Below are 25,693 nucleotides of genomic sequence, written 5' to 3' on the forward strand. Positions count from 1 at the left end.
TTGCGCATCGACCTCTCCGAGTCGGGTATCCGTCCGTTCGCAACGTTTTTGTCGATTCTGTGCGACCCTTTACCCATGCCATCCGAATCCCATCGTGGCTGTGTCGCCGTTGACCACCGACCACCGACGGGATTCGACTTTTTCGTCGCGGCCTGAGCGACCGGTGGACTCCTCTCGCGGTGAGAGGACGAAACCGGCCGCGGCGGCCCGACTGGCTTCAGAAGGGCTAAACCGACGCAACGGGAGATACGACCAACGACTACCGAGTGTACATGAAACTACCAGAATCACAGGTCGCGGTGTTGGAAGCCGCGAGCGCAACCGACGAACGAACGATAGCGGACCTCGCCAAAGCGACCGGCCTGAAACCGGAGACGGTGACGGGTGCGGTCTTCGAACTCGAAGACGAGGACCTGCTGTCGGTGACCGAACGAACAGAGGAGTCCGTCTCGCTGACCGAGGAAGGAGAGGAGTACGCCGAGGGCGGCCTTCCCGAAATCGAACTGTACGAGGCGGCCATCGACGCCGGTGCGGGCGACGCGCCGATTCAGATGGGGCAAGCCATCGGCGCGTCCGGTCTCGGCGGACCGCAGGTCAACATCGCACTCTCGAACTACGCCCGGAAGGGCTACGGGACCATCGACAGCGGCGAAATCACGGCCGACCCGGACGCCGACTCCGACGATGATGCGGAAGCGAGTGCGCTCGCCGCGCTCGCGGCCGGTGAATCGGTGGCCGACGCCGACGTTCTCGACCAGCTGGAGAGTCGCGGCCTCGTCGAGCGCTCCGAATCGACGGTTCGCTCGGCGACGCTGACCGACGACGGCGTGACGGCGATGATGGAGGGTATCGAGGCGGCAGAGACGGTCGGTCAGTTGACGCCGGAGATGCTCACCAGCGGCGAGTGGCGCGACGTCGAGTTCGCGGAGTACAACGTCGCGGCCGACGCGGAGCGGATGGACGGCGGGAAGGTTCACATCCTCCGCCAGACGGCGAACCGCGTGAAGGACGTGCTCGTCGGGATGGGCTTCGAGGAGATGGACGGCCCGCACGCGGACGCGGACTTTTGGATAAACGACTGTCTGTTCATGCCCCAAGACCACCCGGCGCGGACCCACTGGGACCGCTTCGCGCTGTCGAACCCGACCGAAATCGGGGACCTGCCGGAGGACTTGGTGGACCGCGTTCACAGCGCGCACCTCGAAGGCGTGGGCGACCACGGCGAGGGCTATCACTCGCCGTGGGACGAGGACTTCGCGCGGGCCATCGCGCTCCGCGGCCACACCACGTCGCTCTCGATGCGCTACCTCTCGGGCTACGCGCAGGGCGAGTTGGAACCGCCACAGCGCTTCTTCAGCGTCGAGAAGGTGTACCGTAACGACACCCTCGACCCGACCCACCTGCTGGAGTTCTTCCAAATCGAGGGCTGGGTGATGGCCGAGGACCTCTCGGTCCGCGACCTGATGGGCACGTTCGAGGAGTTCTACGCCCAGTTCGGCATCACGGACATCCAGTTCAAGCCGCACTACAACCCGTACACGGAGCCGAGCTTCGAGCTGTTCGGCAATCACCCGGAGACGGGCGAACTCATCGAAATCGGCAACAGCGGGATGTTCCGTCCCGAGGTGCTCGAACCCCTCGGCGTCGAGTGCGACGTGATGGCGTGGGGCCTCGCCCTCGAACGCCTGCTAATGTTGATGTACGGCTTCGAGGACATCCGCGACGTGCACGGAACGCTGTGTGACCTCGAACTGCTCCGCAACGTGGAGGTGATTCACTGATGCCAACTGTCGATGTCAACCCCGACGAACTGCGCCAACTGACCGGCCACGACGAGAAGAGCGACGACGAACTGAAGGAAGATATGTTCGGCCTCGGGTTGGAGTTCGAAGGCGAAACCGAGGACGGCGACATGCAGTTGGAGTTCGCTCCGGACCGTCTGGACCGCCTCTCCATCGAAGGCGTGGCTCGGTCGCTTCGCTACCAGTACGGCGACGACACCGGCGTCTACGTGCCGAAGACGAACGACCCCGATTGGACCATCGAAGTGGACGAGAGCGTCCCCGACGAGCGCCCCTACGTCACGGGTGCCATCGTCCGCGGCGTGAACCTGAACGAGGAGGCGCTCGACTCGCTCATCCAACTGCAGGAGAAGCTCCACGCGACGATGGGCCGCAAACGCGCAAAAGGTGCCATCGGGATTCACGATTTGACGATGCTGAAAGGACGCGATGCGCGGAGCGCATCGGAACGGGCGAGCGGCGTCTCCGGGAGCGAAGCGACCGAGGGCTCGGAAGCGCGACGTGCTTCCGGCGAAGCCGCGAGCCAGCCAGCCTCCGAAGACGGGAGTAACTCCATCCGGTACGTCGGCGTTGACCCCGATGGAGATCGGTTCGTCCCGCTCGATTCGGATGCCGAGATGACGCCCGAGGAAGTCCTTCGCGCACACCCGACCGGCGAGAAGTACGCCGACCTCGTGTCCGAGTACGACCGGTATCCGGCCATCTACGACGACATCGGTCTGTTCTCGTTCCCGCCGGTCATCAACGGCCGCCGGACCGAGGTCGAAACGGAGTCGCGCGACCTGTTCATCGAACTCACCGGCACGGACCAGTGGACCATCGACAAGATGTGTGCCATCATCTGCTACGCGCTCGACGCCCGCGGCGGAACCATCGAGGAAGTCGCGGTCGAGTACGACGACCGGACGCTGGTGCGACCGGACTTCGAGGTAACGACGAAGGACGTCACGCACGACCGAATCGAGACGCTGCTCGGCATCGAGTTCACCCCAGACGAAGTGGTGGAACTGCTGGCGCGCTCCGGCCTGTCCGGCGATGCTGAGGAAACGGAGGACGGAACCGTCACATACGAGGTCGAAATTCCGCCCTACCGCGTGGACGTGCTTCATCCCGTGGACATCGTGGACGACATCGGTCGCGCCTACGGCTTCAACGACCTCTCGCCGCGCTATCCCGACGTGGGGACGGTCGGCGGGAGACACGAGCGCTCGCAACTCGAAGACGCTGCCCGCGAAGTCCTCGTCGGCCTCGGCTTCGAGGACCTGCTCAACTTCCACATGATCAGCGAGGAGGAGAACTACGAGCGGATGCGCGTGGAACCCGAGACCGACGTGGTTGGCGGCGGCACCCCGGCGGCCATCAAGAACCCGTACAGCGAGGATTACACCATGCTCCGAACGTGGGCGCTCCCCTCGCTCATGATGGTGCTGGAGAACAACACCCACCGCACCTACCCGCAGGACCTCACGGAAATCGGTCTGGCCGCGCGAGTGGACGAGAGCGAGAACACCGGTGTCGCAGAACACCGAACGGTCGCTGGCGTCCTCGCCCGTCACGACGCCTCCTACGAGGACGCGAAGGCCCGTCTGCAAGCCGTCGCGCGGAACTTCGACGTCGGCCTCGAAACGCCGCCGACGGAGCACCCGACGTTCATCACCGGGCGTGCGGCGTCCGTGGTCATCGACGGCGAGACTGTCGGCGTCATCGGTGAAATTCACCCCGAAGTGCTCGTGGAACACGACTTGGAAGTCCCCGTAACGGGATTCGAATTCCGGTTAGACGCGCTGGAGTAACCGCGAACGTTCGTCGTTCGCGGGCACGTCCCACAGTCGAACAACGCCTAAATTCGTTCTCTTCGACCGTTTTTATATGATGTATGAATTCTCCCCCATTTCCGCTGACGACGTGGACGCTATCGTCTCGTGGCGGTACGACCCGCCGTCCGTCGCAGTTCAGCCTCAGTCCGCGTCGTGTGCGTATCCCGATTGCTCGTCGCTCGTCGATGGAGACCGAACGTATCGGCTGTGCGCCATCGTCTCCGTCATAGTGACCGCCAAGAGGTAGTACCACGGCTTCCGTGCGACGGTCGTACGGAGCGCGTGGCTCGGCGGTACGACCCAAATTGCGAGCGTGACACAGAGCAGGGCGTGTGATACGGGTCGGTACTCCCGCCGAAGGAGGACGACCAACGTGCTCAACAGCAGTCCGAGCTCGAACGAATGAATCTCTGCCCACGTCGAAAACCACGTACTGGGAACCGAAGTCATAGCCCGACAACAACGGGACGTCCCTTCAGTACGTGTTCCGTTCCATCCCGGAAGCCGGACGTTGTTTTCGAACGTCGATTCCGCCGTTCCCCTTTCGACTTTCAAACGAACGCTTACTCCTCCGGTTCGATGGCTACTGGAGGTCCGCCCCGATGGCTTCCTCGATACTGTCGTAGCCGTCCCGGTCGAGGAGTTCGAGGAGTCCTTCGTTGATGTCGCGGGCGATAGACGGCCCACGGTAGATAAACCCGGTGTACAACTGGACGACGTGCGCTCCCGCGCGAATCTTTCGGTAGGCGTCTTCGGCGGTGAAGATTCCCCCGACACCGACTATCGGTACGTCCACCCGTTCGGCGGCGAAGCGGATCATCTCGGTCGCGCGCCCTTGGATGGGTATCCCCGACAGACCGCCCTCCTCGCGACGGTTCTCGCTTCGAAGCGAGTCCGGACGCTCGGTGGACGTGTTCGTGGCGATGACGCCGTCCAATCCGAGTTCGATCACGAGGTCCAGTGCGTCCGTGACCGCCGGTTCTGGCAGGTCCGGCGAGAGTTTCACGAGCAGCGGACTCGCACCCGCGTCCTGCAACGTCGTCAAAATCCGTTCGAGGTTCTCGCGGTTTTGGAGTTCGCGGAGTCCCGGCGTGTTCGGACTGGAGACGTTTACGACGAAATAGTCCGCGTGCGACGAGACGCGCTCGTAACTGTACAAGTAGTCTTCCTCCGCCGTCTCCAACGGTGTCGATTTCGACTTTCCGATGTTCGCGCCGACGGGGACGTCGGGGAGCGACTGCGTTGCCATGCGTGCCCCGATTCTGTCCGCCCCGTGGTTGTTGAATCCCATCCGGTTGATGATTCCTTCGTCCTCACGAAGGCGAAACATCCTTGGTTTGGGGTTCCCCGGTTGTGCTTCGGCAGTTACGCCCCCGATCTCGACGTGCCCGAAGCCGAGGCTCGCCAGTACGTGTGGTATCTCTGCGTTCTTATCGAACCCAGCGGCGACGCCGACCGGATTCGGGAACGATTGGCCGAACGCTTCGACCGTCAGTCGCGGGTCATCGACCCGATAATACAGTTCCAGCAATCGCTCGACAGGCGTTCCCTGTACCGTTTTCAACAGCGTGTGTCCCGTCCCGTGGGCACGTTCCGTCGGCAATTGAAATAAAAGCGGTCTAACGACGTCGTATCCCTTCATCGTTCTGAGAATCGTCTGCGGTTTGGCCGCAGCGACTAAAATTCGTGCTCGACCTCGTCTTTGTCCGCCTTCTGGATGATAATTTTGTCTTCCCGAACTCGTACGAAGACTTCGTCACCGATTTCCATGCCGGCGACGGCGAGTTCGTCTTCGTGTAGGTTGACGTGGACGTTGTGGTACTCCCCGTCTTCGTCTTTCGCGCCACTCGGGCTGAGCTTCTTTTTCCGTACCATCGCGGTATCTTATGCAGTCCTTCACCGTAGGATGTACTTAAGTGTTTTCTACCGTACTGTTCCGCTCCGCTTTCCTTAGAAATGCCCTATGATCCGAGACCACTTACCTTGCTCGGCCTGTTTTCGACGGCAAAACCACGACACGGCGTAACTCTCGTATTTATGTCTATCGGCGAAAACCGCTCATATCGGCGATATATTTATAATGGCCCCTGTGCTGGGTTGGCATGGAGGAGAAAACCATGGTACGAGACGATGGTAAGCGAAACTTTGCACTGCGCCAATCGGACGGAGATGAATCGAGTGTCTTTTCGGGCAACACCCCACGACAGGCCGCGCTCAAAGCGGCGCGTCGACTCGACCCGGGTAGTTCCGAAGATGCTGCGGACAGAATCGAACTTCGACTTCGGGAAAAGGGTACCGACAAGGTACACATCTACGAGGGTTGGGCGTGGCACGAGGAGGCCCCCGACGACAAACCCGACTGGATGCCCAACGAAATAACTGAGGCAAACGTCTCCAAACAGGGCATCGAGCACCTGGACGAGTGAGTCGTACGTATTCTACAACGAGCGTTTTATCCGATTCGTACGTAATATATTGTACTTCGCATGCGCGTACTGCAGAAAGGTTTTTGCGTGTCTCGGCGAAACAGCAAGGTGCGCGAGGCACATCCGACCGGACTACACGCACGACGCGTGGGATGACGGTTTGGCCTCCGCTCGCGCAATAGATTTACTCACTGTCGACAACACCGACCTGTTCGTGAGCTACCGCTGTGAGGGACGTCCCCCGTGAGTTAGTCGATATTCATGCGGACTCGTGGATTCTCGGCGACCGCTGTCTACTGTTCTCAAACACGTCCGATTCGTTTGCTCCCAGTGGCACGAGTTTCACGAGGAATCCCCTCGTGTGCTTTCCCCGTTTTGTCCTCCCGACTCTCTAGTAATGCTAGTCAATATATGCCGATGAGCCTTTCATTCGACGGCCTTAAGTGTATCTCCCGATTTTGTGTGAATGCGAACGACGCCTCGTGGTTTGCCCCGCGAGGTGGCCGCCCGAATCCGGCGCATTTAACTATGCGATTGCCGGGTTCGGACGAACGAAAACCCAATCCAATGCCCTTAAGTGTATGGGGGCACTCGGATGTGATGTACACGACGTCCCGCGGTTTGGGACGAACGGAACACACCTAATCCGGTGCCCTTAAGTACTACAGGACACTCGGATTGAATACGAAGCGCCTCCGGCCCACAACCGGCCGGGGGCGGGCGAAGTCCGACGCCCTTATATGATAGGGTCGTCAGGATACAAACGCGAAGAAAGACACAGACGCGATCTGTGAGGCGTTCAACTCGTCTCACAATCTCGGACAAACGAGGTTCGAAGGGTTTAATACTCTTCCTCGCCTCTACTCAAGTCCGAAGGAAATGAGGATTCCACCCCTGCGGTCAGCCGTATACGATGGAATCTGATGTTAGCCTTGGTAGTTCGGTGACACCTTGTCGGTTATTCGATGTGGTGTCCCGAACGTGTGATATGTGATACACTCTCTTTGAGAGTGTCTCCGCCTATACGCTGAACCTTGTGTTCAGCGACATTCTGGTTGATCCTGCCAGAGGTCATTGCTATTGGAGTTCGATTTAGCCATGCTAGTTGCACGAGTTTAGACTCGTGGCGGAAAGCTCAGTAACACGTGATCAAACTACCCTATGGATTCGAATAACCTCGGGAAACTGAGGCTAATTCGGAATAAGGCTCCATCGCTGGAATGCGTGGAGCCGGAAACGCTCCGGTGCCATAGGATGTGACTGCGGCCGATTAGGTAGACGGTGGGGTAACGGCCCACCGTGCCGATAATCGGTACGGGTTGTGAGAGCAAGAGCCCGGAGATGGATTCTGAGACAAGAATCCAGGCCCTACGGGGCGCAGCAGGCGCGAAAACTTTACACTGCACGACAGTGCGATAAGGGAACTCCAAGTGCGAGGGCATAACGTCCTCGCTTTTGTGTATCGTAAGGTGGTACACGAATAAGGGCTGGGCAAGACCGGTGCCAGCCGCCGCGGTAATACCGGCAGCCCGAGTGATGGCCAATTTTATTGGGCCTAAAGCGTCCGTAGCCGGCCAGACAGGTCCGTCGGGAAATCTGCTCGCTCAACGAGCAGGCGTCCGACGGAAACCCGCTGGCTTGGGACCAGAAGACTCGAGGGGTACGTCTGGGGTAGGAGTGAAATCCTGTAATCCTAGACGGACCGCCGATGGCGAAAGCACCTCGAGAGGATGGATCCGACGGTGAGGGACGAAAGCTAGGGTCACGAACCGGATTAGATACCCGGGTAGTCCTAGCTGTAAACGATGCTCGCTAGGTGTGGCACAGGCTACGAGCCTGTGCTGTGCCGTAGGGAAGCCGAGAAGCGAGCCGCCTGGGAAGTACGTCCGCAAGGATGAAACTTAAAGGAATTGGCGGGGGAGCACTACAACCGGAGGAGCCTGCGGTTTAATTGGACTCAACGCCGGACATCTCACCAGCATCGACAATAGCTGTGACAGTCAGTGTGATGAGCTTACTAGAGCTTTTGAGAGGAGGTGCATGGCCGCCGTCAGCTCGTACCGTGAGGCGTCCTGTTAAGTCAGGCAACGAGCGAGACCCGCACTCCTAATTGCCAGCAGCACCCTTGTGGTGGCTGGGTACATTAGGAGGACTGCCGCTGCCAAAGCGGAGGAAGGAACGGGCAACGGTAGGTCAGCATGCCCCGAATGTGCTGGGCTACACGCGGGCTACAATGGTCGAGACAATGGGTTGCAACCCCGAAAGGGGGCGCTAATCTCCGAAACTCGATCGTAGTTCGGATTGAGGACTGAAACTCGTCCTCATGAAGCTGGATTCGGTAGTAATCGCGCTTCAGCAGAGCGCGGTGAATACGTCCCTGCTCCTTGCACACACCGCCCGTCAAAGCACCCGAGTGAGGTCCGGATGAGGCCATCAGGCGATGGTCGAATCTGGGCTTCGCAAGGGGGCTTAAGTCGTAACAAGGTAGCCGTAGGGGAATCTGCGGCTGGATCACCTCCTAACGAACGAGATCAGGCCGACGTGCCTGACTCACTTTGGGATTATCCTCGACGACCTCGACCACGCAACTGGTCGGGCACCTTTGAACTGCCAGGGTTAACACAGCCCTCGCCTCGTGGCGAGGCGGGCCCATAGCTCAGTGGTAGAGTGCCTCCTTTGCAAGGAGGATGCCCAGGGTTCGAATCCCTGTGGGTCCATGGCTTGGGACGGTTCAAATCGTGCCCCTTAAGTAGTGGGCGACGAAACGAACTACTCCCAACAAACCGATGCACCAACCCGTGAAAACGCGGTTGGGAAGGGTTCGATACACGCACTCGGCGACCACCGTGTCGTGTAATGACAACCGTATGTACGTGCAATCCAGACGTCCACTGGACTCACACATCGTGAGTTAACAGTGAAACCAAGTTATTCCAACGTGGCTACTGTGCCACCTGGTGAATGGCTCGGCTCGAGCGCCGACGACGGACGTGCCAAGCTGCGAAAAGCTGTAGGAAGCCGCACGGAGGCTAAGAACTACAGATCTCCGAATGGGAATCCCCCCGCAATTGCCTCGCGCAATGGGGAACGCCGAGAACTGAAACATCTCAGTATCGGCAGGAACAAAAAGCAAACGCGATGTCGCTAGTAACGGCGAGTGAACACGACAAAGTCCAAACCGAAGCCCTCACGGGCAATGTGGTGTATGGACTGACACTCATCGTCCGAACCGTCTCATGAAGTCTCCTGGAACGGAGCATGAAACAGGGTGACAATCCCGTAATGAGAATCAGTACGACGTGCGTCAGCTCCCGAGTAGCAGGGGTCGGAAATCCCTTGTGAATGTCGCGGGCAACGACCGCGAAGACTCAATACGACTCGAGACCGATAGCGAACAAGTAGTGTGAACGAACGCTGAAAAGCACCCCGAAAAGGGAGGTGCAATAGGGCCTGAACTCAGGTGGCGATGGAGCGACAGGGCACAAAAGGCCCACCGAAAAACGACCCGGGCGCAAGCCCGCAGTAGGAATCGGTGGGAGCCGGTGTTCTGTCGTACGTTTTGAAAAACGAGCCAGGGAGTGTATCTAATTGGCGAGCCTAACTCGAGTATCGAGGCAGGCACAGGGAAACCAATACGGCCGCAGCGCTTTGCGTGAGGGCCACCGTCTTCAAGGGCGGGGAGTCAATTGGATACGACCCGAAACCGGATGATCTACGCATGAGCAAGACGAAGCGTGGCGAAAGCCACGTGGAGGTCTGTTAGAGTTGGTGTCCTACAATACCCTCTCGTGACTTATGTGTAGGGGTGAAAGGCCCATCGAATCCGGCAACAGCTGGTTCCAACCGAAACATGTCGAAGCATGACCTTCGCTAAGGTAGTTCGTGGGGTAGAGCGACCGATTGGGAGAACCGCCTCCGAGAGGAGTCGGCCTCCCTGTCAAACTCCAAACCTACGGACGCCGTTGACGCGAGGAATCCGGTGCGCGGGGTAAGCCTGTGTACCGTGAGGGAGACAACCCAGAGCCGGGTTAAGGTCCCAAAGTATGAGCTAAGTGCGATTGAAGGTGGTCGCAAGCCCTAAACAGCCGGGAGGTGAGCTTAGAAGCAGCTACCCTCTAAGAACAGCGTAACAGCTTACCGGCCGAGGTTTGCGGCGCCGAAAATGATCGGGGCTCAAGTTCATCACCGAGACCTGGCAGCGCTCTTGACCGAGCGATCTAGTAGGTTGGCATTCTGAATGGGTGGAAGCACGGGCGAGAGTTCGTGTGGACCGTTCAGTATCGAAAATCCTGGCCATAGTAGCAGCGTTAGTCGGGTTAGACCCCCGACGACCTTATGAGTAAGGGTTCCTCAGCAATGCTGATCAGCTGAGGGTTAGCCGATCCTAAGTCTCACCGTAATTCGAATGAGACAATAGGGAAACTGGTTAATATTCCAGTGCTAACACCATTCAAAGTCGACGCTTCAGGAAACATCAAGCCGGGCCTTCGCCCGGTCGAACCGTCAAAATCCGTGGAGGCCGTAATGGCAGGAAGCGGATGAACGGCGGGATAGCGAAAGTTGGTGGTACCCGGAGCCCGTGAAAAGACGAGTGTGTTAATCGTACCGAGATCCGACACAGGTACTCTGGCGGCGAAAGCCAAGGTCTGTCGGGAGCAACCGACGTTAGGGAATTCGGCAAGTTAGTCCCGTAAGTTCGCGATAAGGGATGCCTGCTCTGTATAAGAGCAGGCCGCAGTGACTCGGACGCTCCAACTGTCTAGTAACAACATAGGTGACCGCAAATCCGCAAGGACTCGTACGGTCACTGAATCCTGCCCAGTGCGGGTATCTGAACACCTAGTACAATAGGACGAAGGACCCGTTAACGGCGGGGGGAACTATGACCCTCTTAAGGTAGCGTAGTACCTTGCCGCTTCAGTAGCGGCTTGCATGAATGGATCAATGAGAGCGTCACTGTCCCAACGTTGGGCCCGGTGAACTGTACATTCCAGTGCGGAGTCTGGAGACCCCCAAGGGGAAGCGAAGACCCTATAGAGCTTTACTGCAGGCTGTCGCTGGGACGTGGTCGCTACTGTGCAGAATAGGTAGGAGCCGCTACACAGGTATCCGCGCTAGCGGATCACCGAGGCATCAGTGAAATACTACCCGGTAGTGACTGCGACCCTCACTCCTGGCGGAGGACACCGGTAGCCAGGCAGTTTGACTGGGGCGGTACGCGCTCGAAAAGATATCGAGCGCGCCCCAAGATTTCCTCACTCGAGTCGGAGACTCGAGGAAGAGCGCAAGAGCAAAAGGAAGTCTGACAGTGTCCTACACAACGAGGGACGCTGACGCGAAAGCGTGGTCTAGCGAACCAATGAGGCTGCTTGTTGCGGCCCATTGATGACAGAAAAGCTACCTTAGGGATAACAGAGTCGTCACCGGCAAGAGCACATATCGACCCGGTGGCTTGCTACCTCGATGTCGGTTCCCTCCATCCTGCCCGTGCAGAAGCGGGCAAGGGTGAGGTTGTTCGCCTATTAAAGGAGGTCGTGAGCTGGGTTTAGACCGTCGTGAGACAGGTCGGCTGCTATCTATTGGGGGTGTTACGATACTTGACGAGAACGTTCGTATAGTACGAGAGGAACTACGAATGGGTGCCACTGGTGTACCGGTCGTCCGAGAGGGCGCGTGCCGGGCAGCTACGCACCACGGGGTAAGAGCTGAACGCATCTAAGCTCGAAACCCACTTGGAAAAGAAGTATCACCGAGATCACTCGTAGAAGACGAGTTCGATAGGCTCGGGATGTACGCGCCGAGGCAACGAGGCGTTCAGTCCGCGAGTACTAACAGATCGACGCCACACAATCATACCGCATACTGGTTTCACACGCACTCTCGTGTGTGAGTCCAGGCGTATACTGGATTGCACGTACACTACGGTTCGTTCGAACCATCAACGATTGGTATCCACGTCACGGTTCGATTCCGTGAGTTGACGTTAAGGCGGCCAGAGCGANAGGGCGACACCCGTACCCATCCCGAACACGGAAGTTAAGCCTNTCTGCGTTTCGGTCAGTACTGGAGTGCGCGAGCCTCTGGGAAATCCGATTCGCCGCCTCCCATTCATACTCGCATTCATTACCCGCACGGAGCTACCGCTCTGTGCGGGTTTTTCTATTTCTATACAGTCGCTTGAGACCGCTACGTTTAAAGTGACCGACTTCAAAGGAGAGACTGCGCCAAGGTGGCAGAGTCCGGCCGAACGCAGCGGCCTGCAGAGCCGCCCATCGCCGGTTCAAATCCGGCCCTTGGCTTTTCGTGAATCCGTTCCCGTAGCGACCGCTATGTGACTGCAACCGGGATTTCTTCTTGGATACTACTCCCAGTAATACGCATTCTGTACTCTCTTGTCACGCTTCGGTCTGTTTTACGCTCGAAAATTTTTTGACTGGTATCCTGTCTCCTGAGATTCATTTATAGTGATATCGGTTCTCGTTCGTGGGCACTTTCGCGGATGGCATCGATGAGTTGGAGGGTCCGCGTCGCATCCGTCGCGTCCGTTACCGGTGGTCGTCCGTTCTGGATGGACTCGACGAAGTGATCGACCTCGCGGGCGTACTGATTCGTCGGGTCGAACTCCTCGACGACGTGTCGGTCGTCGATTCGGTACGTCAGTTCGGTTTCGTCGTCTTTCGATGGAACGAACGCGTCCGGCGCTTCGATCCATCCGTTGGTGGCTTCGATGCGATATCGTTCCGTACCGACAGTCGTGAACCCCGAGGAAATCACCGCCGTTACACCGTCTTCGTATTCGAGGATGGCTGTCAGTTCGGTTTCGACGCCGCAGTCCATGGTGTCGGTCGCTGTCGCGTACACGCGCCGGGGTTCTCCGAGGAACAGTCGTGCGGCGTTGACCGTGTAACAACCGACGTCCATCAGGCTCCCGCCCGCGAGGTTCGGGTCGAGTCGAACGTCTTCCGGGTCGTCCAGTGAAAATCGAAGGCTGGCTTTGAGCGAGCGGATATCCAATTTCCGTGCGATTTCGACCGCGCGTTGGGTTCGGGGATGGTAGCGATACATGAACGCTTCCATTAGCGTGACGCCACGCTCGTCACAGTACGTACTCGTCTCGCGCGCTTCGGCGGCGTTCACTGCCAAGGGTTTCTCACAGAGAATGTGGTGCCCGTGGTCTGCGGCCCGCTTCGTCCATTCGGCGTGGAGTGCGTTCGGGAGGGGGTTGTACACGGCTTCTATCTCGTCGTCTTCGAGTAACCCCTCGTACGTTCCGTAGGTGTGTGGTATGTCGAGTTGCTCTGCGACGGTCGCAGCACGAGATTCGCTCCGCGACGCGAGCGCAGTGACTTCGTGTCCTGCCTCTTTGATGGCCGGTATCACGGCATTCACGCCGATTTTTGCCGTGCTGATGACACCGAATTTCATGCCTCACATTCGTTTTCGACGCTAATGAAAAGAAGGGGTGAACCGTGTAACCAAAAAGTAACCATTATACCGAACGCGGACAGGGGCTAGAGTATGCAACGACGAGCAGCGGGCGTATACATTGCGATCTTCCTCGTCATTTCTGCCGGGGCATACTCACTGGTCGGCATGGCCAAGGAGCCGACGGTTTCGGTGAATAACCCGGATCAGACGCTCTCACAGCAGGGACAGAAGTTCACTGTCGACGGGCGACAGTACAATGTCTCCTCGTTGAGTGGGGGCTCCGCGGAGGTCGCGTGGACCCAGCAAGCCGCCACGTATTCGGCTGAACTAGCGAACAACTCGACAGTCGAACAGGACAACACCACGTTCCAGGTCCTCATCCCGAACAAATCGGAGCCGAAGAAAGCGACGCTTCGGGAGGTCCAGAACCTCTCGGAAGGTACGCAGACGGTCAAACAAGGGAACGAAACCTACGTCGTCGTCAACGGCAGCAGCGGTAACAAGTCGCTCGTTCCGGTCGACGAGTACAAGCGCCAGCAGTTCGGCGAACCGACGACCAAGACGCTGCGTACGGGCGACTCGTTCCAGTACTCGAACAACTCCACCACGGTCGACAACATCACGGCCGAGGCAGTGATGCTGCAGTGGAAAGCACCGAAAACGACCGTTTCCTCGGTCGAGAGTGGTTCGACGGTCGAACTCGGACCGAACAACAAGACGTTCGTCGCACACGGCCAAGGCAATAAGGTCCTGCTGTCGTCGGACGTGAAGGCCTACAACGAACAGGAGGAAGCGGTGTCGCACTTCCACGAGCGCATCGCGGGACTGTGGGGTGTGTCCATCCTCAGCTTCATCGCGGCGGCGCTCATCGGAATGCTCGCCTACCTCCCGTTCAAGGGATAACAGCTACAACCGCTTTTTACGTCCGAGCGATCCACGCGAGAGCCGCGCCGATACCGATAGCGGCGACCGCACCGAGTATTTGGCCCAGCATGAGCAGGACGCTTCCGGATTTGTGCGCCCACGGCATACCGACGAGCGTTCCGATTCCGATGAGAACGAGCAGGACCCCGAACGCGGTTCCGAGCGGTTCGAGTGGGTCCGATATGTACCGGTTCATACCCGGTCCTGTGTTCGGATGACTTATAATATCTACTGAACGACTTCGGCGAGCGTTCGTTTCTACGATACCCGTCTTCTTGCGACGCTCTCGATGTCGCGGTCCGCGAGAAGTACGGGGTGGGGATTTGAATTACGCCCAAACGTTCCGGGTCGCTCACGTTCGTTCGCTTCCCGGGCATGCGTTTGGGCTCCTTCAAATCCTTCGAGTCGTTTCACTCCTCATCTACGTTCGCCGCGAGAAGTACGGGCTGGAAGGGATTTGAACGACGTCCGAGAACCTGCGCTCCGTGCAAAACCTCGGTCTAATTCAAACCCCTTCAGGAGTATTCCCGCAGCTCACGAATTGTTCGCCGCGAGAAGTACGGGCTGGAAGGGATTTGAACCACCTGAAGACGCTTCCTCACTCGCGATGCTCGTGAGACTGCCTCTTCCATAACTCAAACCCTTCGAACCGCTTCGCTCGTCACCTTCGTTCCTCACAGAAGCGGGCTGGAAGGGATTTGAACCCCTGGCCGTCTGGTTAAAAGCCAGACGCTCTGCCTAACTGAGCTACCAGCCCTCATCTCTTCTTGCGAGTTGCGACGTTTAAACGTTTGCCATTCCGCTCGGCAGCCGTCCGTATTTCCGGGGTGAACATCGTTTTCTCCCCCGGTCACGACTGTTTAACCATGACCGACTTCGAAACCGAACAGGGTGACGAGTTGCGCGCGTTCACCGAACGACTCTGTTCGTTCGACACGACGGGCGGCAACGAAGGCCCCGCACAGGAGTGGCTCGCAGATCGGCTCTCCGAGATGGGCTTCGAGACGTACGAGTGGACGGCCGACGCCGAGCGGTTGGCGGAACATCCGTCCTTCCCGGACGACCCTGTCGCCATCGAACACACCGAGGCGAGCGCCGACGGGCCGACCCTCGTCGAGCGTCCGAGCGTCGCGGGTGTCCTGGAGTTCGGCGACCCGGACGACGGCCAGACGCTCGTCCTGAACGGGCACATGGACGTGGTTCCCGTGGCCCGCGAATCGTGGGACACGGACCCTTTCGAACCGACGTGGGAGGGTGACGACCTCACCGCTCGCGGCGCGGTCGATATGAAATCCGGACTCGCGTCCTGTGTCTTCGCGGCGAAACACCTCCACGAGAACGCCGAGGGTCGGAATCTGGACGGCCGACTCGTCGTGGAAAGCGTCGTCGGCGAGGAGGAGGGCGGACTGGGTGCGGCGGCGGCAGCCCTCTCGAATCCCTATCCGTTCGAGCGCGACGCGGCCATCGTCGCCGAACCGACCGACCTCACGCCGGTCGTTGCGGTCGAGGGAACGGTCATGAAACGGCTACGCATTACTGGTCGCTCCGCGCACGCGGCCACGCGATGGCGCGGGGAGAGCGTCCACCCCCACTTCGAGGCCATCCGACGGGCGTTCTTCGAACTCGAAGCCGAGCGGAGCGAGTCCGTTACGCATCCGCTGTACGACGAGTTTCCGATTCCGTGGCCCATCGTGGTCGGGACGGTCGAGGCGGGAACGTGGTCGTCGTCCGTCCCCGCGACGCTCACCGCGGAGATGCGCCTCGGCGTCGCGCCGGGCGAAACGGTCGATGAAGTCGAGGCCATGTACGAAGAGCGGCTCGCCGAAGTGGTCGAGGAGAGCGAGTGGCTTCGTGACCATCCACCGACGTTCGAGCGGTTTTCCATCCAGTTTGAATCCGCGGAGACGGACCCGGACGAACCGATAGTCGGCGCGCTCCAGTCCGCGATGGACGGTGAGGGACTCGACACGACGCTCCGCGGCGAAACCTACGGTGCGGACTCGCGTCACTACGTCGCCGCGGGAATCCCCACGGCCCTGTTCGGACCGGGGACCATCGAACAGGCGCACTTCCCGAACGAGACCGTTCACTGGCCGGACGTCGTGACTGCAGGAACGGTCCTCACCGAGACGGCCCGAACGTTCCTCGATTAACTTCAGCTTTTAGCCGAGTTCCTTTTCGAGCGCCCGAGCGATCACGTGTTCGGGTTCTTCGTCCGCGAGCGCGGCCTCCCGGCGGAGTTCGCGGTACAGGTTCGGTGGGAGTGAAAGCGTCACCTCGCCGAGCGTGACGCCGTGGTTTCGGAGCGCGCGCTCCGGGGGTACCCCGTCGCTGATGTCGCTGACGATGGCACGCACCTCGCGCACAGTCAGCGAGTTGTCGAGGACTGCCCACGCCAGTTGGTAGCGCGCGTCTCCGTCCACCCGAGCGATGTGTTTGGCGGCCGTCGGAGCGATGTGGCCGACGGCGACGTGGCGTCGAATGGACCGCGGGAGGTCGTGCACCCGCGCCCACTTTCGGATGAAGGAGACCGTCGTTTCGCCCCCCGCTCGTTCCGCGGCCTCTTTGTAGGACCCGACGCCACGGACGAGCGCTGCACAGGCCGCCGCTCCGCGCAACATGTATACGTTGTCCTCGCTTCCCGGACTGCCACCCGCAAACGCGCGGACGGTTCGCGCCGCCTCGGCGACGCTCTCCGGGTCGTCCGGGTCGAACGCCTTTGCTTCTCGTGCGTGCGAACCGGTAATCGCCGCGTCCCCGCGGATGACGGGCTTTCCGACCGGCGACTTGCGGTCCGCCGGTGGCTCCTCTCCCGGGCCGTTAGTCATCGTTCGTGGATTGGGCGGACGGGGTAAAAAGGAACCGCCCGAACGGACCCGTCACGCGAACCTTTCGTTCGCACCCCACGTTTATGTACGAAGCCGCGCAATTTTCCCGCGTGACTGGCCGCAGCACCGACTACTCGACGGAGGAGCGCCGACTTCGCCCCCGCGACGAGAAAAGGGGCGTCGAGCAGTGGGTCGAAAGCGTCTTCTTCGCTGTTGGGGAGGTGACCTTCCTCGGTTTGCCCGCCTTCTACGGGTTGATGGACGCCGAACCCAACGCGCCGCTGAAGTTCGCCGCGTTGTTCGCGTGGCTGGCGCTCGTCCTCTGCGTCGGGACGTTCCGCGGCCCGTGGCTCGACATCGACTGGCCGCCGGTGACGCCCGCGCTTTTCTTCCTCCGGTTGCTGTACTACAACGTCGTCATCGCCGCCGTGGCCTATCTCGGGACGGCTATCGACCTCGCGTTTCACTCGCCCGCTCCGACCGCGACGGTCACGGTGCTCCTGTCGGTCGGAAGCGCGCTGGCGTTTCCCCGCCTCGCGTGGACCGTCGATGCCTACCGGTAGCCCGCCGTCGATTTACCCACTGACATCGATGTCAGGTGGTGACGCTCCCGTCCGCGAGGGTATATCGTCGTTCGGGACCAACGAGGAAACGAGAACGCCATGTCCGACGAACCTTCCACCGACGGCGAGGCACCGATTACCGCCGAACGCCCCGACGGTGCGGTCCCGCTGACCGGAACCGACCACATTACGCTCATCGGGAGCAACGAAGAGGATACGGTCGAGTTCTACCGAGACATCCTCGGGATGCCGCTCGTCCTCCGCCAGCCGAACCTCGACGCGCCGAACGTCACGCACCTGTTCTTCGACAGCGGCGACGGCCGTATCATCACGTTCTTCGTCGAGGAGGGCCGCCAGTCGAATCCCGCGCCACAGCGAACGGGAATCGGCGCGGTGCACCACCTCGCGTTCCGGTTCGACCCGGAGCGAATCGAGGAGGTGCGCGAGCGTCTCGAAGCGCACGGTCGCCGATACAACGAGTTCGACCGGAGTATCTTCTACTCGTTGTACACCTCCGACCACAACGGGCTGACCATCGAACTGACGACGGACAAGTTCGACATCCCGGACGACAGGCGCGCGGAAGTGCTCGCCGTCGCCCAGCGAAAGCGAGAGGAGGACGGCTCGGAGTACGCGAAGAGCGAACACCTCGAAGCCGCGCTGGAGGAACTCGGCATCCCGGTCGAACCGGCGGACCTTCCCGACGCGCCGACGGGCGCGGGCGGGTTGTAGTGTCGGACGATGGATTGACAGCAGGCGGAGTGTGGACGGATAGGCGGCGGATGACGGATAGGCAGATAGTGAGTGGATAGGAGGTCCCAGTCCCACCTCGTTGGGCGGTGACTTTCTGTACCGGGCGGCCGTAGGCGGTTCCATGACCGATTCCGGGTGGACCGCAGAGAGAATGCCGGACATGACTGGCGAGACGGTAATCGTCACGGGCGCGAACAGCGGCCTCGGCTACGAGGTGACGCGCGCGTTCGCCCGAACGGGAGCGACCGTCGTCATGGCCTGCCGACGGACGAATCACGCGAAGACGATGAAGGGGAAAATTCTCACCGAGGCTCCCGATGCGACGCTCGACGTGCGCGAACTCGACCTCGCGGACCTGTCGTCGATTCGCGCTTTCGCGGACGGCTTCGAGTCCGAGTACGACGACCTGCGCGTCCTCTGTAACAACGCGGGCGTGATGGCGGTCCCGCGGGACGAAACGGCGGACGGGTTCGAACTGCAGTTCGGCGTCAATCACCTCGGACATTTCGCGCTCACCGGACTCCTACTCGATGCGCTGCTCGAAACTGACGGCAAGACGCGCGTCGTCACCCAGAGTAGCGGCCTGCACGAGAACGGGGAGATGGACTTCGACGATTTGCAGGGCGAACGTGAGTACGACAAGTGGGACGCTTACGCCCAGAGCAAACTGGCGAACGTGCTGTTCGCCTACGAACTCGACCGGCGACTCGGCGACGCCGGTATCGAGGACGTGGCGAGCGTCGCCTGTCACCCCGGCTACGCGAGTACGAACCTCCAGGGTCGCGGCCCGAGGCAGGAGGGTTCGATCCTTCGCCTGTGGATGATGCGCATTGCGAACGCGGTCCTCGCCCAGAGCGCCGAACGCGGTGCCCTGCCGATGCTCTACGCCGCAACCGCTGGCGGCATCACGGGCGGCGAGTACGTCGGCCCCGACGGGTTGATGAACATGCGCGGCCCGCCTTCGGTCCAATCGTCCAGCGACCGCTCCTACGACGAGGTGGTGGCGGAACGCCTGTGGGACTCCTCGGAGGAGTTGACCGGCGTGACCTACGATTTCCGACGGTCGAAGTCCGTCAGCCACTGACGTTCTCCCCGACGGAGGGATTATTTTAACTGTCGAGGCGCGAACGGGATGCGTATGGAGACGGACGACGCACCCTGCCTGACGACGGTCGAAAACCTCCCCGAAAACGACTCGTTTCTGTTCACGGTTCGGGAACGCGACGGGTCGGAAGAGGAGGTCGTTCTCGTTCACGGCGACGACTGCATTACCGCGTGGAAGAACTTCTGCCAGCACGAAACCGACCAGCGACTCGACCGCGGTTTCGGCGCGGCGATGCGCGACGGGGACATCATCTGCCCGAAACACGGGTCCATGTTCGACGGCTGTTCCGGCCACTGTGACAACGGGAAGGCCGCCGGTTCGACCCTCGTTTCGGTCGATGTCACCGTGGACGACGGTGCCGTCTACTTGACCGACCGAACGTGTGAGTTTGCACACGAGGGCGGTATCGAGGAGGACGACGAAGACGATATGCCGAGTTCGTCGTCGCACCTCTCGTTTTAAATTCCAGATTTCGGACACGTTCAAAAATCGATTTCCACGTACGGAGCGAGTGAACTGACGATGGCGACCGCGAAACTCACGATTACGATTCCGACGGACGTTTGGGTCGGTGACCTTTCGACGAATCACCCGACCGCGGAGTTCCGGGTGTTGGCGGCGCTTCCGGCCGAGCAGACCGGCGTCGGACTCCTCGAACTGACTTCGACCGACATCCCGTCGATTCTCCGCGAGATGGCGGCGTACGACGACGTTCTCGATGTCGAACCCCTCCGCGCGTCCGAGGAGACGGCGCTCGTCCGGTTCGAGACGACCGACCCGATTCTCCTCCTCTCGATGCAGGAGTCGGGGGTTCCGCTCGAACTGCCGATAACCTTCCGCGACGGGGAGGCCACGCTCGAAATCACCGCCTCGCACGACCGACTCTCGACGCTCGGGACGCAACTGGAACTGTTCGATATCGCTTTCGACGTGGAGTTCGTCCGCGAGATGACGGCTTCCGAGCGGTTGCTCACCGAGCGCCAACGACAACTCCTGACGACCGCAGTCGAGTGCGGCTACTACGACTCGCCGCGAACCTGCACGCTCACGGACCTCGCGGCGATGGCCGACATCGCCAAATCGACGGCCAGCGAGACGCTCCATCGAGCGGAAGGGAAGGTCATCAAGCAGTACGTCGGTACCGACGAGTAGTCCCGTATTCCGTCGCCGTTCCGCCGACCCGACCCATCCCGATTCGCCTCAGCAACAGTAGATAAACGGATACATCAGCGCTACGCGGTCCCCGTCCTCCAATCGGGTGTTCAACCCGTCGATGTGCTCGTTGAAGGTCCCGTTGATGGCCACTCGTGCGTACGCGCGGGTTTGCTCTCCCTCCGGGTTCTTCCGCCACGTTCCGGGGAGTTCCCCGGGGACCGTCGCCCATCCCCGCGTCGTCGCGTCGGCCTCCGTCTCGGCGATGAGCATGTCTTCGACGTCGTACTCCGCGAAGAACGCGGTCAGGAATTCGCGGAGCGTCGTCCCCTCGAAGGTGAACGTGAGCCCCGGCGACCCTACCGCGTCCCGGACGTGGCCCGTACAGCGCACCTCGACCGTAGTTTCGGCCGTCGGTCGTTCCTCACTCGGTTCTGTTCTCCCATCCGATTCCACTTTCTCACCCGATTCCACTCTTGCGTTCGATTCGGTCTTCATACGTCACTAGACGACTCCCGGAACCGAGAAGCCGTGTGCGAACATGTTCGGGAATCGTTCGGTCTCGGGGCCTCACGGTCACGAACGGTCGATTCGCGGCCGGTCGTTCGGTGTCTGTCGTAGCGGGCGGCGGTGTCGGTCGTCACGGGTGTCGGTCGTCGCGTCCCTCAGTCGGCATCCGTGGCCCGCGGAGCGAGCACGAGCAGTGCCGTGCTGTCGGTCGTCGCATGCGGTGCGACCTCCTGCTCGCCGTCGAATCGCACGACGTCTCCCGTTTCGATGTCCCGCGTTTCGTCGCCGACGTCGAGTTTCATCTCGCCGGACACGAGGTAGAGGACTATTTGACGGTCCGGATGTTGGTGCTCGGGGATGCTTTCGCCCGCCGCCAAGCGAAGGCGGACCGTCTTCGGTTCGCTGTCCGGGAAGACGACCGCGTGCGGCGTCTCGTCGAGGTCGTCGAGGTGGACGACCGAACTCGCCGTCGTCTTCGGGAACCGAGCCACGAACTCCTCCGGTCCTCTCTGTTCGGCTTCGTAGCTCTCGGCGTCGAACGTCGGGTCCTCGGCCTGCAACTCGTAGAAGAACGGCTTCGGTTCGTGGTCGTTGACGAGTTCCAGCGTCTCGCCGCGGTCGAGGTCGGCGAATTCCGCGTGGATGGTCGCGTGGCGTTCGGACGGTGGCAGGTCGCGGACGTCGATTCGTGTCATACGACTCGTCCTACGCTGCCCGTCGTCATCCGACTTCATCCGAACATGTTCGTCTCCTAGTGCGTGTCCGATAGACGTCCTCGACTGCTCACTCCCTTGTCGTGTCCCACTACTTTCATCCGTTCCACGGCGATGAAACAGACGCGAGTGCCGGTAGCGGTTAGCTGGGAGTTCTCAGAACGGTTCTGCGGACTTTTATCGAGTTGTCGGTCGAACTGAGTGTCATGGTCATTGTTGATGAGAAACTGGTCGATGACCTCTCGCTCCGCGACCGCGAGTATCAAATCGACGACTTCGTGACGTACCTCGAACGTCACCACCACGGGGAGGAACCGGGGATTTCGATGGAGTGTCTCGACGCCTACGCCGACGCGCTCGGCTACGACAGGGACCGCACTCACGCGCTGCTCGAAGAGCGGCTGACGGATTCGACGACGTGGACGCCCGGGAACAACCTCTATCGGGTGGGGGAGAACGTCAGCATCTATCCGCCGTCGTGGCACGAAAAGCTGAGCGACACGATAGACATCGCCGAGTACGTGCGAATCATGCTGGAGGAGAAAATCGCGGCGACCGGCAGACTGCCGCCCGCTCGTCGTGGGGTTCCACAACCGGACATCCTCACCGCCATCGAGATATTCGCCGACCTCGACCGCGAGATGGGCGAGGACCTGCTCAAAAAGCAACGACAGGAGGGGTCCATCGTGGTGTTCGCCTCGCAGAACCCCGAAGACCTCGTTCGACTGCCGAAGACGGAGGAATAACGCATGAAGATAGCGACGCAGCGAAACGAAAACGGTCAGTTCGAACTGTTCGTCCTCCTCGACGGCGAGGTGTACACCAGCAGGCAAGTGGGGTCGGAAACGGAGTGGACCGAGTGGGAGCGACTGGACGGGGCCGAAGGAACGTCCATAGCGGTCGGTCGCAACGAGGACGGTCGCCTCGAAGTGTTCGTTACGGACCCGTCGAACGGGACGTACCACAACCGCCGGGAGACGGCCGATTCGGAGTCCCCGGTCGGTGACTGGGAGGGGTGGCGTCCGCTCGCCGACGACCCCCGTCCGGGCGGGTCGGTCGCGGTCGCGCCCAACGGCGACCGGCGACTCGAAGTCTTCGTCACCGACCCGACGACCGGGACGTTCCACACGAGACAGACGGAACAAAACGGGACCGCGTGGACCGACTGGAAGTCCCGAGGGGACCGAGCGGGCGACGAAATCGTCGTCGAACGCGACGCCGAGGAGCGGTTGCAGGTGTTCCTGCTCAACTACGCCGACGAAGGGGCGGGCCTGACGGAGGCCGAAAAGGAGTTCCTGTACGGGGTCCACCACTGCTGGCAGCTCGAACCGGACGGCGACGAGTGGGCCGATTGGCACCGACGCGGACGAGCGAACGGCCACTCGCTCGCCGTCGGGGAGAACGAAGACGGACGCTTCATGGCGTTTCTCGTTCGGGACGACGACGTGCCGATTCACATCCGGCAAGTCGGGTTCGAGGATACCGAGTGGGAGGAGACGTGGAGCGAACTGAGCTATCCGGAGGATTTCGAGATATTCCACCGGCCGAAGGCGAAATCCGTCGCTGCCGGTCGGGACGCGGCCGGTCGGGTGGTCGTGTTCATCACCGGCCGACGACTCCACAGTTTGGCACAGCAGTCACCGAACGGCGACTGGTCGCTGTGGGAGCGATTCGGCAAAGTCCGCTGCGCCGGACTCGACGTCGCCCGAACGGCGGACGGGCGACTCGTCGTCTTCGGTCTCGAAGACGCGCCGAAAGCGGCCCGCCGTCCGAAGGTTCACCAGCGATGGCAGCGGGAACCGAACGGCCGCTGGTCGAAGTGGTGGTCCCGCACGATTTAACTCCGAGTCGTTTCCGTCGGCGCGGCGTCCGCGCCGATTTCGAACCGACTTCCGAGTTCGGGTGCGCTCGCGTCGTAGCCGTCGGCCCGTAACTCCTCGGCGAACGCCGCGCACCTGTCGCCGTGGTTGACCAGCACCGTGGCGTCGCGGTAGGAATCCAAAAATTCGAGGAGGCCGTCCCGGTCGGCGTGGGCGGAGAAGTCGTAGGACTCGACCTGCGCGCTGACGGGCATGACGCGGCCGTCGATTTCGCCGCGTCCGGTTTCGAGCAGGTCCCGGCCGGGCGTTCCCTCGACCTGATAGCCCGTCATGGTGATTTTGTTGACCGGATTGGCGCGGATTTCGGGGATGTACGTCATCGCCGGGCCGCCCGAGAGCATCCCCGAAGTCGTCACGATGACGGTGTTCTTCCGCGCGATTCGCTTGCGCTGGCCGTTCCGCCCCGTCACGAACCGCGCGTTCGAGATGGCCCGCTGGAGAGCGTCGGGGTCGCGGACGAACTCGGGGTGCTGGCGGAGCATCCGCGTGACCTGCTTTCCCATTCCGTCGACGTAGCAGTCGATGTCGTGCGCTTCACAGACCATGAGCATCTCCTGTGTCCGGCCGATGGCGAACGCCGGGACGACGACGGTGCCGCCCTCCCAAATCGTCGTCTTCACGCTCTCCGCGAACTCCCGCTCCGTCGCGGCCCGCTCGTCGTGTTCCACGTCCGAGTACGTGCTCTCACAGAGTACCACGTCCGCGTCGGGGCGGGCGGTCGTTCCGGACAGCAGTCGCTGGTCGCCGGTGTGGAAGTCGGCGGTGTACAGCAGTCGCGTCTCGCCGTCGTCCACCAGCACGTGCGCGCTTCCGGGGATGTGGCCCGCGTTGTAGAACGTGATTTCGTGGCCCGCCGCCTCGAACGACTTGCGGTAGCCGTGGGGTTCAGACACCTGCGTCACCCGTTTGAGTTCGGCCTCGGTGAACGGGCAGTCGTAGCTCCCGCCGTGCAGTTTCAGCGTGTCCCGCGCGAGGATGCGCGTCAGTTCGTAGGTCGGCGGCGTCCAGTGAATCGGCGGGCGGTCGTCACCCGAGAGCAGGGAGGGGAGGATACCGACGTGATCCAGATGGCCGTGAGAGACGACCACGGCATCGGGGTTCACGTCGCCGACCGGATACTGCGGCGGATTCCCGGTCAGCATTCCGTAATCGAGGAGGAGGGAGTCGTTGACGAGAATCGCGCTCCGGCCCACCTCGTGCGCGCCGCCGAGAAACTGGATATTCATTGGGGGGTCTAACGGACGAAGCCGTTTTTCTTCGTCGGTTTCGACCGCCCCGCAAAGAATCACCGACTCGCGGTCACGGGGCCTTGATGTACCCGTAGTTCAGTTCCTGCAGACGGGCCAGTTCGCCGACACCGGAGGGGACGGATTCGACGCCCGGGAGGAGGTCGTCTTCGGCCACGTCCAGCATCTCCATCGCGTTTTCACACGCGCGGAAGGTGACACCCCGTTCCTGTAGCGACGCGATTCGGTCCGCGAACTCGTTGTCGGCCGTCGGCGGGGTGTAGACGAGGATTCCCTTCCCGTTCGCCAGCAACACGAGGTCCTTGACCGGAACGGTCTCGTCGTCGAGCAGGTTCTTCGCGTTCAACAGCGCGTGTTCCTGCGCCGCCGATTCGCCGCTCGATAGGTGAATGACGGTCTTCGACGGCGGGGACGGCCGTGAACACGCGTCCGTCCGCTCATCGAGCCGGTCGGCGGTTCCGCGAACCGATTCGCTCCCGAACAGGAGGGTACCGAACGCACCGGCGGCCGAAACGAAGCTTCTTCTCCACATGCACTTTTCATTT

At 61.0% G+C, this 25,693-nt stretch carries 22 protein-coding genes, 3 tRNA genes and 3 rRNA genes; 17 read left to right on the plus strand and 11 right to left on the minus strand.

What is annotated here, in order from left to right; genetic code table 11:
* Positions 1-272: 272 nt before the first annotated feature.
* Positions 273-1,781: a phenylalanine--tRNA ligase subunit alpha gene (gene pheS / locus B208_RS0111865; RefSeq protein WP_007982304.1), complete on the plus strand. Its 1,509-nt coding sequence runs from the start codon at positions 273-275 to the stop codon at positions 1,779-1,781.
* Positions 1,781-3,595: a phenylalanine--tRNA ligase subunit beta gene (gene pheT, locus B208_RS0111870; RefSeq protein WP_007982305.1), complete on the plus strand. Its 1,815-nt coding sequence runs from the start codon at positions 1,781-1,783 to the stop codon at positions 3,593-3,595. Before pheS ends, pheT begins: the two co-directional genes overlap by 1 nt.
* A gap of 165 nt (positions 3,596-3,760) precedes the next feature.
* On the opposite strand, the gene B208_RS0111875 is transcribed toward pheT, so the two are convergent.
* The 3 genes from B208_RS0111875 to B208_RS0111885 form a co-directional block, all read right to left on the minus strand.
* The gene (locus B208_RS0111875; RefSeq protein WP_007982306.1) at positions 3,761-4,069 is read right to left on the minus strand and encodes a hypothetical protein; all 309 of its coding nucleotides are present in this window, start codon (positions 4,067-4,069) and stop codon (positions 3,761-3,763) included.
* Positions 4,070-4,202: 133 nt separating this feature from the next.
* Positions 4,203-5,261, minus strand: a complete 1,059-nt coding sequence (locus B208_RS0111880) for a quinone-dependent dihydroorotate dehydrogenase (RefSeq protein WP_007982307.1) — start codon at positions 5,259-5,261, stop codon at positions 4,203-4,205.
* 35 nt (positions 5,262-5,296) lie between these two features.
* Positions 5,297-5,494, minus strand: a complete 198-nt coding sequence (locus B208_RS0111885; protein WP_007982308.1) for a hypothetical protein — start codon at positions 5,492-5,494, stop codon at positions 5,297-5,299.
* Between the two features lie 242 nt (positions 5,495-5,736).
* On the opposite strand from B208_RS0111885, the gene B208_RS0111890 reads away from it, so the two are divergent.
* The 6 genes from B208_RS0111890 (at position 5,737) to B208_RS0111915 (ending at position 12,344) form a co-directional block, all read left to right on the plus strand.
* Complete coding sequence (locus B208_RS0111890; protein WP_007982309.1) at positions 5,737-6,045, plus strand: non-histone chromosomal MC1 family protein; 309 nt, start codon at positions 5,737-5,739, stop codon at positions 6,043-6,045.
* A gap of 1,048 nt (positions 6,046-7,093) precedes the next feature.
* A 16S ribosomal RNA gene (locus tag B208_RS0111895) occupies positions 7,094-8,565 on the plus strand.
* 125 nt (positions 8,566-8,690) lie between these two features.
* Positions 8,691-8,762 (plus strand) — tRNA-Ala (locus B208_RS0111900).
* Positions 8,763-8,978: 216 nt separating this feature from the next.
* Positions 8,979-11,896, plus strand: a 23S ribosomal RNA gene (locus tag B208_RS0111905).
* A 133-nt stretch (positions 11,897-12,029) separates the two neighbouring features.
* Positions 12,030-12,151 (plus strand): 5S ribosomal RNA (rrf, locus tag B208_RS0111910).
* Together the 16S, 23S and 5S rRNA genes with 2 tRNA genes alongside form the textbook arrangement of a ribosomal RNA operon.
* 117 nt (positions 12,152-12,268) lie before the next feature.
* Positions 12,269-12,344: transfer RNA gene (locus B208_RS0111915), tRNA-Cys, on the plus strand.
* A 160-nt stretch (positions 12,345-12,504) separates the two neighbouring features.
* Here B208_RS0111915 and B208_RS0111920 read toward each other — a convergent pair.
* Positions 12,505-13,470, minus strand: coding sequence for a Gfo/Idh/MocA family protein (locus B208_RS0111920; protein ID WP_007980188.1), 966 nt, complete (start codon positions 13,468-13,470; stop codon positions 12,505-12,507).
* Positions 13,471-13,563: 93 nt separating this feature from the next.
* Here B208_RS0111920 and B208_RS0111925 point away from each other — a divergent pair, with 93 nt between their 5' ends.
* Complete coding sequence (locus B208_RS0111925; RefSeq protein WP_007980186.1) at positions 13,564-14,376, plus strand: hypothetical protein; 813 nt, start codon at positions 13,564-13,566, stop codon at positions 14,374-14,376.
* A gap of 16 nt (positions 14,377-14,392) precedes the next feature.
* On the opposite strand, the gene B208_RS0111930 is transcribed toward B208_RS0111925, so the two are convergent.
* The gene (locus tag B208_RS0111930; protein ID WP_007980185.1) at positions 14,393-14,593 is read right to left on the minus strand and encodes a hypothetical protein; all 201 of its coding nucleotides are present in this window, start codon (positions 14,591-14,593) and stop codon (positions 14,393-14,395) included.
* A 487-nt stretch (positions 14,594-15,080) separates the two neighbouring features.
* Positions 15,081-15,154 (minus strand) — tRNA-Lys (locus B208_RS0111935).
* A gap of 109 nt (positions 15,155-15,263) precedes the next feature.
* Here B208_RS0111935 and B208_RS0111940 point away from each other — a divergent pair.
* Positions 15,264-16,550 (plus strand): M20/M25/M40 family metallo-hydrolase, encoded by a 1,287-nt coding sequence (locus B208_RS0111940; protein WP_007980183.1) that lies wholly within the window; start codon positions 15,264-15,266, stop codon positions 16,548-16,550.
* A gap of 9 nt (positions 16,551-16,559) precedes the next feature.
* On the opposite strand, the gene B208_RS0111945 is transcribed toward B208_RS0111940, so the two are convergent.
* On the minus strand, positions 16,560-17,225 hold the full coding sequence (locus B208_RS0111945) for a DUF7119 family protein (RefSeq protein ID WP_007980181.1): 666 nt from the start codon (positions 17,223-17,225) through the stop codon (positions 16,560-16,562).
* A gap of 110 nt (positions 17,226-17,335) precedes the next feature.
* On the opposite strand from B208_RS0111945, the gene B208_RS0111950 reads away from it, so the two are divergent.
* The 5 genes from B208_RS0111950 (at position 17,336) to B208_RS0111970 (ending at position 20,798) form a co-directional block, all read left to right on the plus strand.
* Entirely contained in the window at positions 17,336-17,788 is a 453-nt protein-coding gene (locus B208_RS0111950; RefSeq protein WP_232423783.1) for a hypothetical protein, read from the plus strand.
* Positions 17,789-17,887: 99 nt separating this feature from the next.
* Positions 17,888-18,520 (plus strand): VOC family protein, encoded by a 633-nt coding sequence (locus B208_RS0111955; RefSeq protein WP_007980177.1) that lies wholly within the window; start codon positions 17,888-17,890, stop codon positions 18,518-18,520.
* A 142-nt stretch (positions 18,521-18,662) separates the two neighbouring features.
* Positions 18,663-19,625 carry an oxidoreductase gene (locus tag B208_RS0111960; RefSeq protein ID WP_007980175.1) on the plus strand — a complete coding sequence of 321 codons (963 nt, stop codon included), beginning with the start codon at positions 18,663-18,665 and terminating at the stop codon, positions 19,623-19,625.
* A gap of 54 nt (positions 19,626-19,679) precedes the next feature.
* On the plus strand, positions 19,680-20,108 hold the full coding sequence (locus B208_RS0111965; protein ID WP_007980173.1) for a Rieske (2Fe-2S) protein: 429 nt from the start codon (positions 19,680-19,682) through the stop codon (positions 20,106-20,108).
* A gap of 60 nt (positions 20,109-20,168) precedes the next feature.
* Positions 20,169-20,798, plus strand: a complete 630-nt coding sequence (locus B208_RS0111970) for a helix-turn-helix domain-containing protein (protein ID WP_007980171.1) — start codon at positions 20,169-20,171, stop codon at positions 20,796-20,798.
* Between the two features lie 48 nt (positions 20,799-20,846).
* Here the strand turns inward: B208_RS0111970 and B208_RS0111975 are convergent, their stop codons facing one another.
* Positions 20,847-21,296: a MoaD/ThiS family protein gene (locus tag B208_RS0111975; RefSeq protein ID WP_007980169.1), complete on the minus strand. Its 450-nt coding sequence runs from the start codon at positions 21,294-21,296 to the stop codon at positions 20,847-20,849.
* A gap of 167 nt (positions 21,297-21,463) precedes the next feature.
* A complete protein-coding gene (locus B208_RS25040; RefSeq protein ID WP_007980167.1) occupies positions 21,464-22,003 on the minus strand; it encodes a DUF2249 domain-containing protein in 540 nt (179 codons plus the stop codon).
* 224 nt (positions 22,004-22,227) lie between these two features.
* Between B208_RS25040 and B208_RS0111985 the strand changes: the two genes are divergently transcribed.
* Both B208_RS0111985 and B208_RS0111990 read left to right on the plus strand, forming a co-directional pair.
* On the plus strand, positions 22,228-22,767 hold the full coding sequence (locus B208_RS0111985; protein WP_018128894.1) for a hypothetical protein: 540 nt from the start codon (positions 22,228-22,230) through the stop codon (positions 22,765-22,767).
* A gap of 3 nt (positions 22,768-22,770) precedes the next feature.
* Positions 22,771-23,862, plus strand: a complete 1,092-nt coding sequence (locus B208_RS0111990; protein WP_007980165.1) for a hypothetical protein — start codon at positions 22,771-22,773, stop codon at positions 23,860-23,862.
* On the opposite strand, the gene B208_RS0111995 is transcribed toward B208_RS0111990, so the two are convergent.
* Both B208_RS0111995 and B208_RS0112000 read right to left on the minus strand, forming a co-directional pair.
* On the minus strand, positions 23,859-25,127 hold the full coding sequence (locus tag B208_RS0111995) for an MBL fold metallo-hydrolase (RefSeq protein WP_007980164.1): 1,269 nt from the start codon (positions 25,125-25,127) through the stop codon (positions 23,859-23,861). The genes B208_RS0111990 and B208_RS0111995 overlap by 4 nt on opposite strands.
* A gap of 73 nt (positions 25,128-25,200) precedes the next feature.
* Positions 25,201-25,680: a DsrE family protein gene (locus B208_RS0112000; protein WP_007980163.1), complete on the minus strand. Its 480-nt coding sequence runs from the start codon at positions 25,678-25,680 to the stop codon at positions 25,201-25,203.
* Positions 25,681-25,693 lie beyond the last annotated feature (13 nt).

Source organism: Haladaptatus paucihalophilus DX253, from assembly GCF_000376445.1.
In the GTDB taxonomy this organism is placed as follows: Archaea; Halobacteriota; Halobacteria; order Halobacteriales; family Haladaptataceae; genus Haladaptatus; species Haladaptatus paucihalophilus.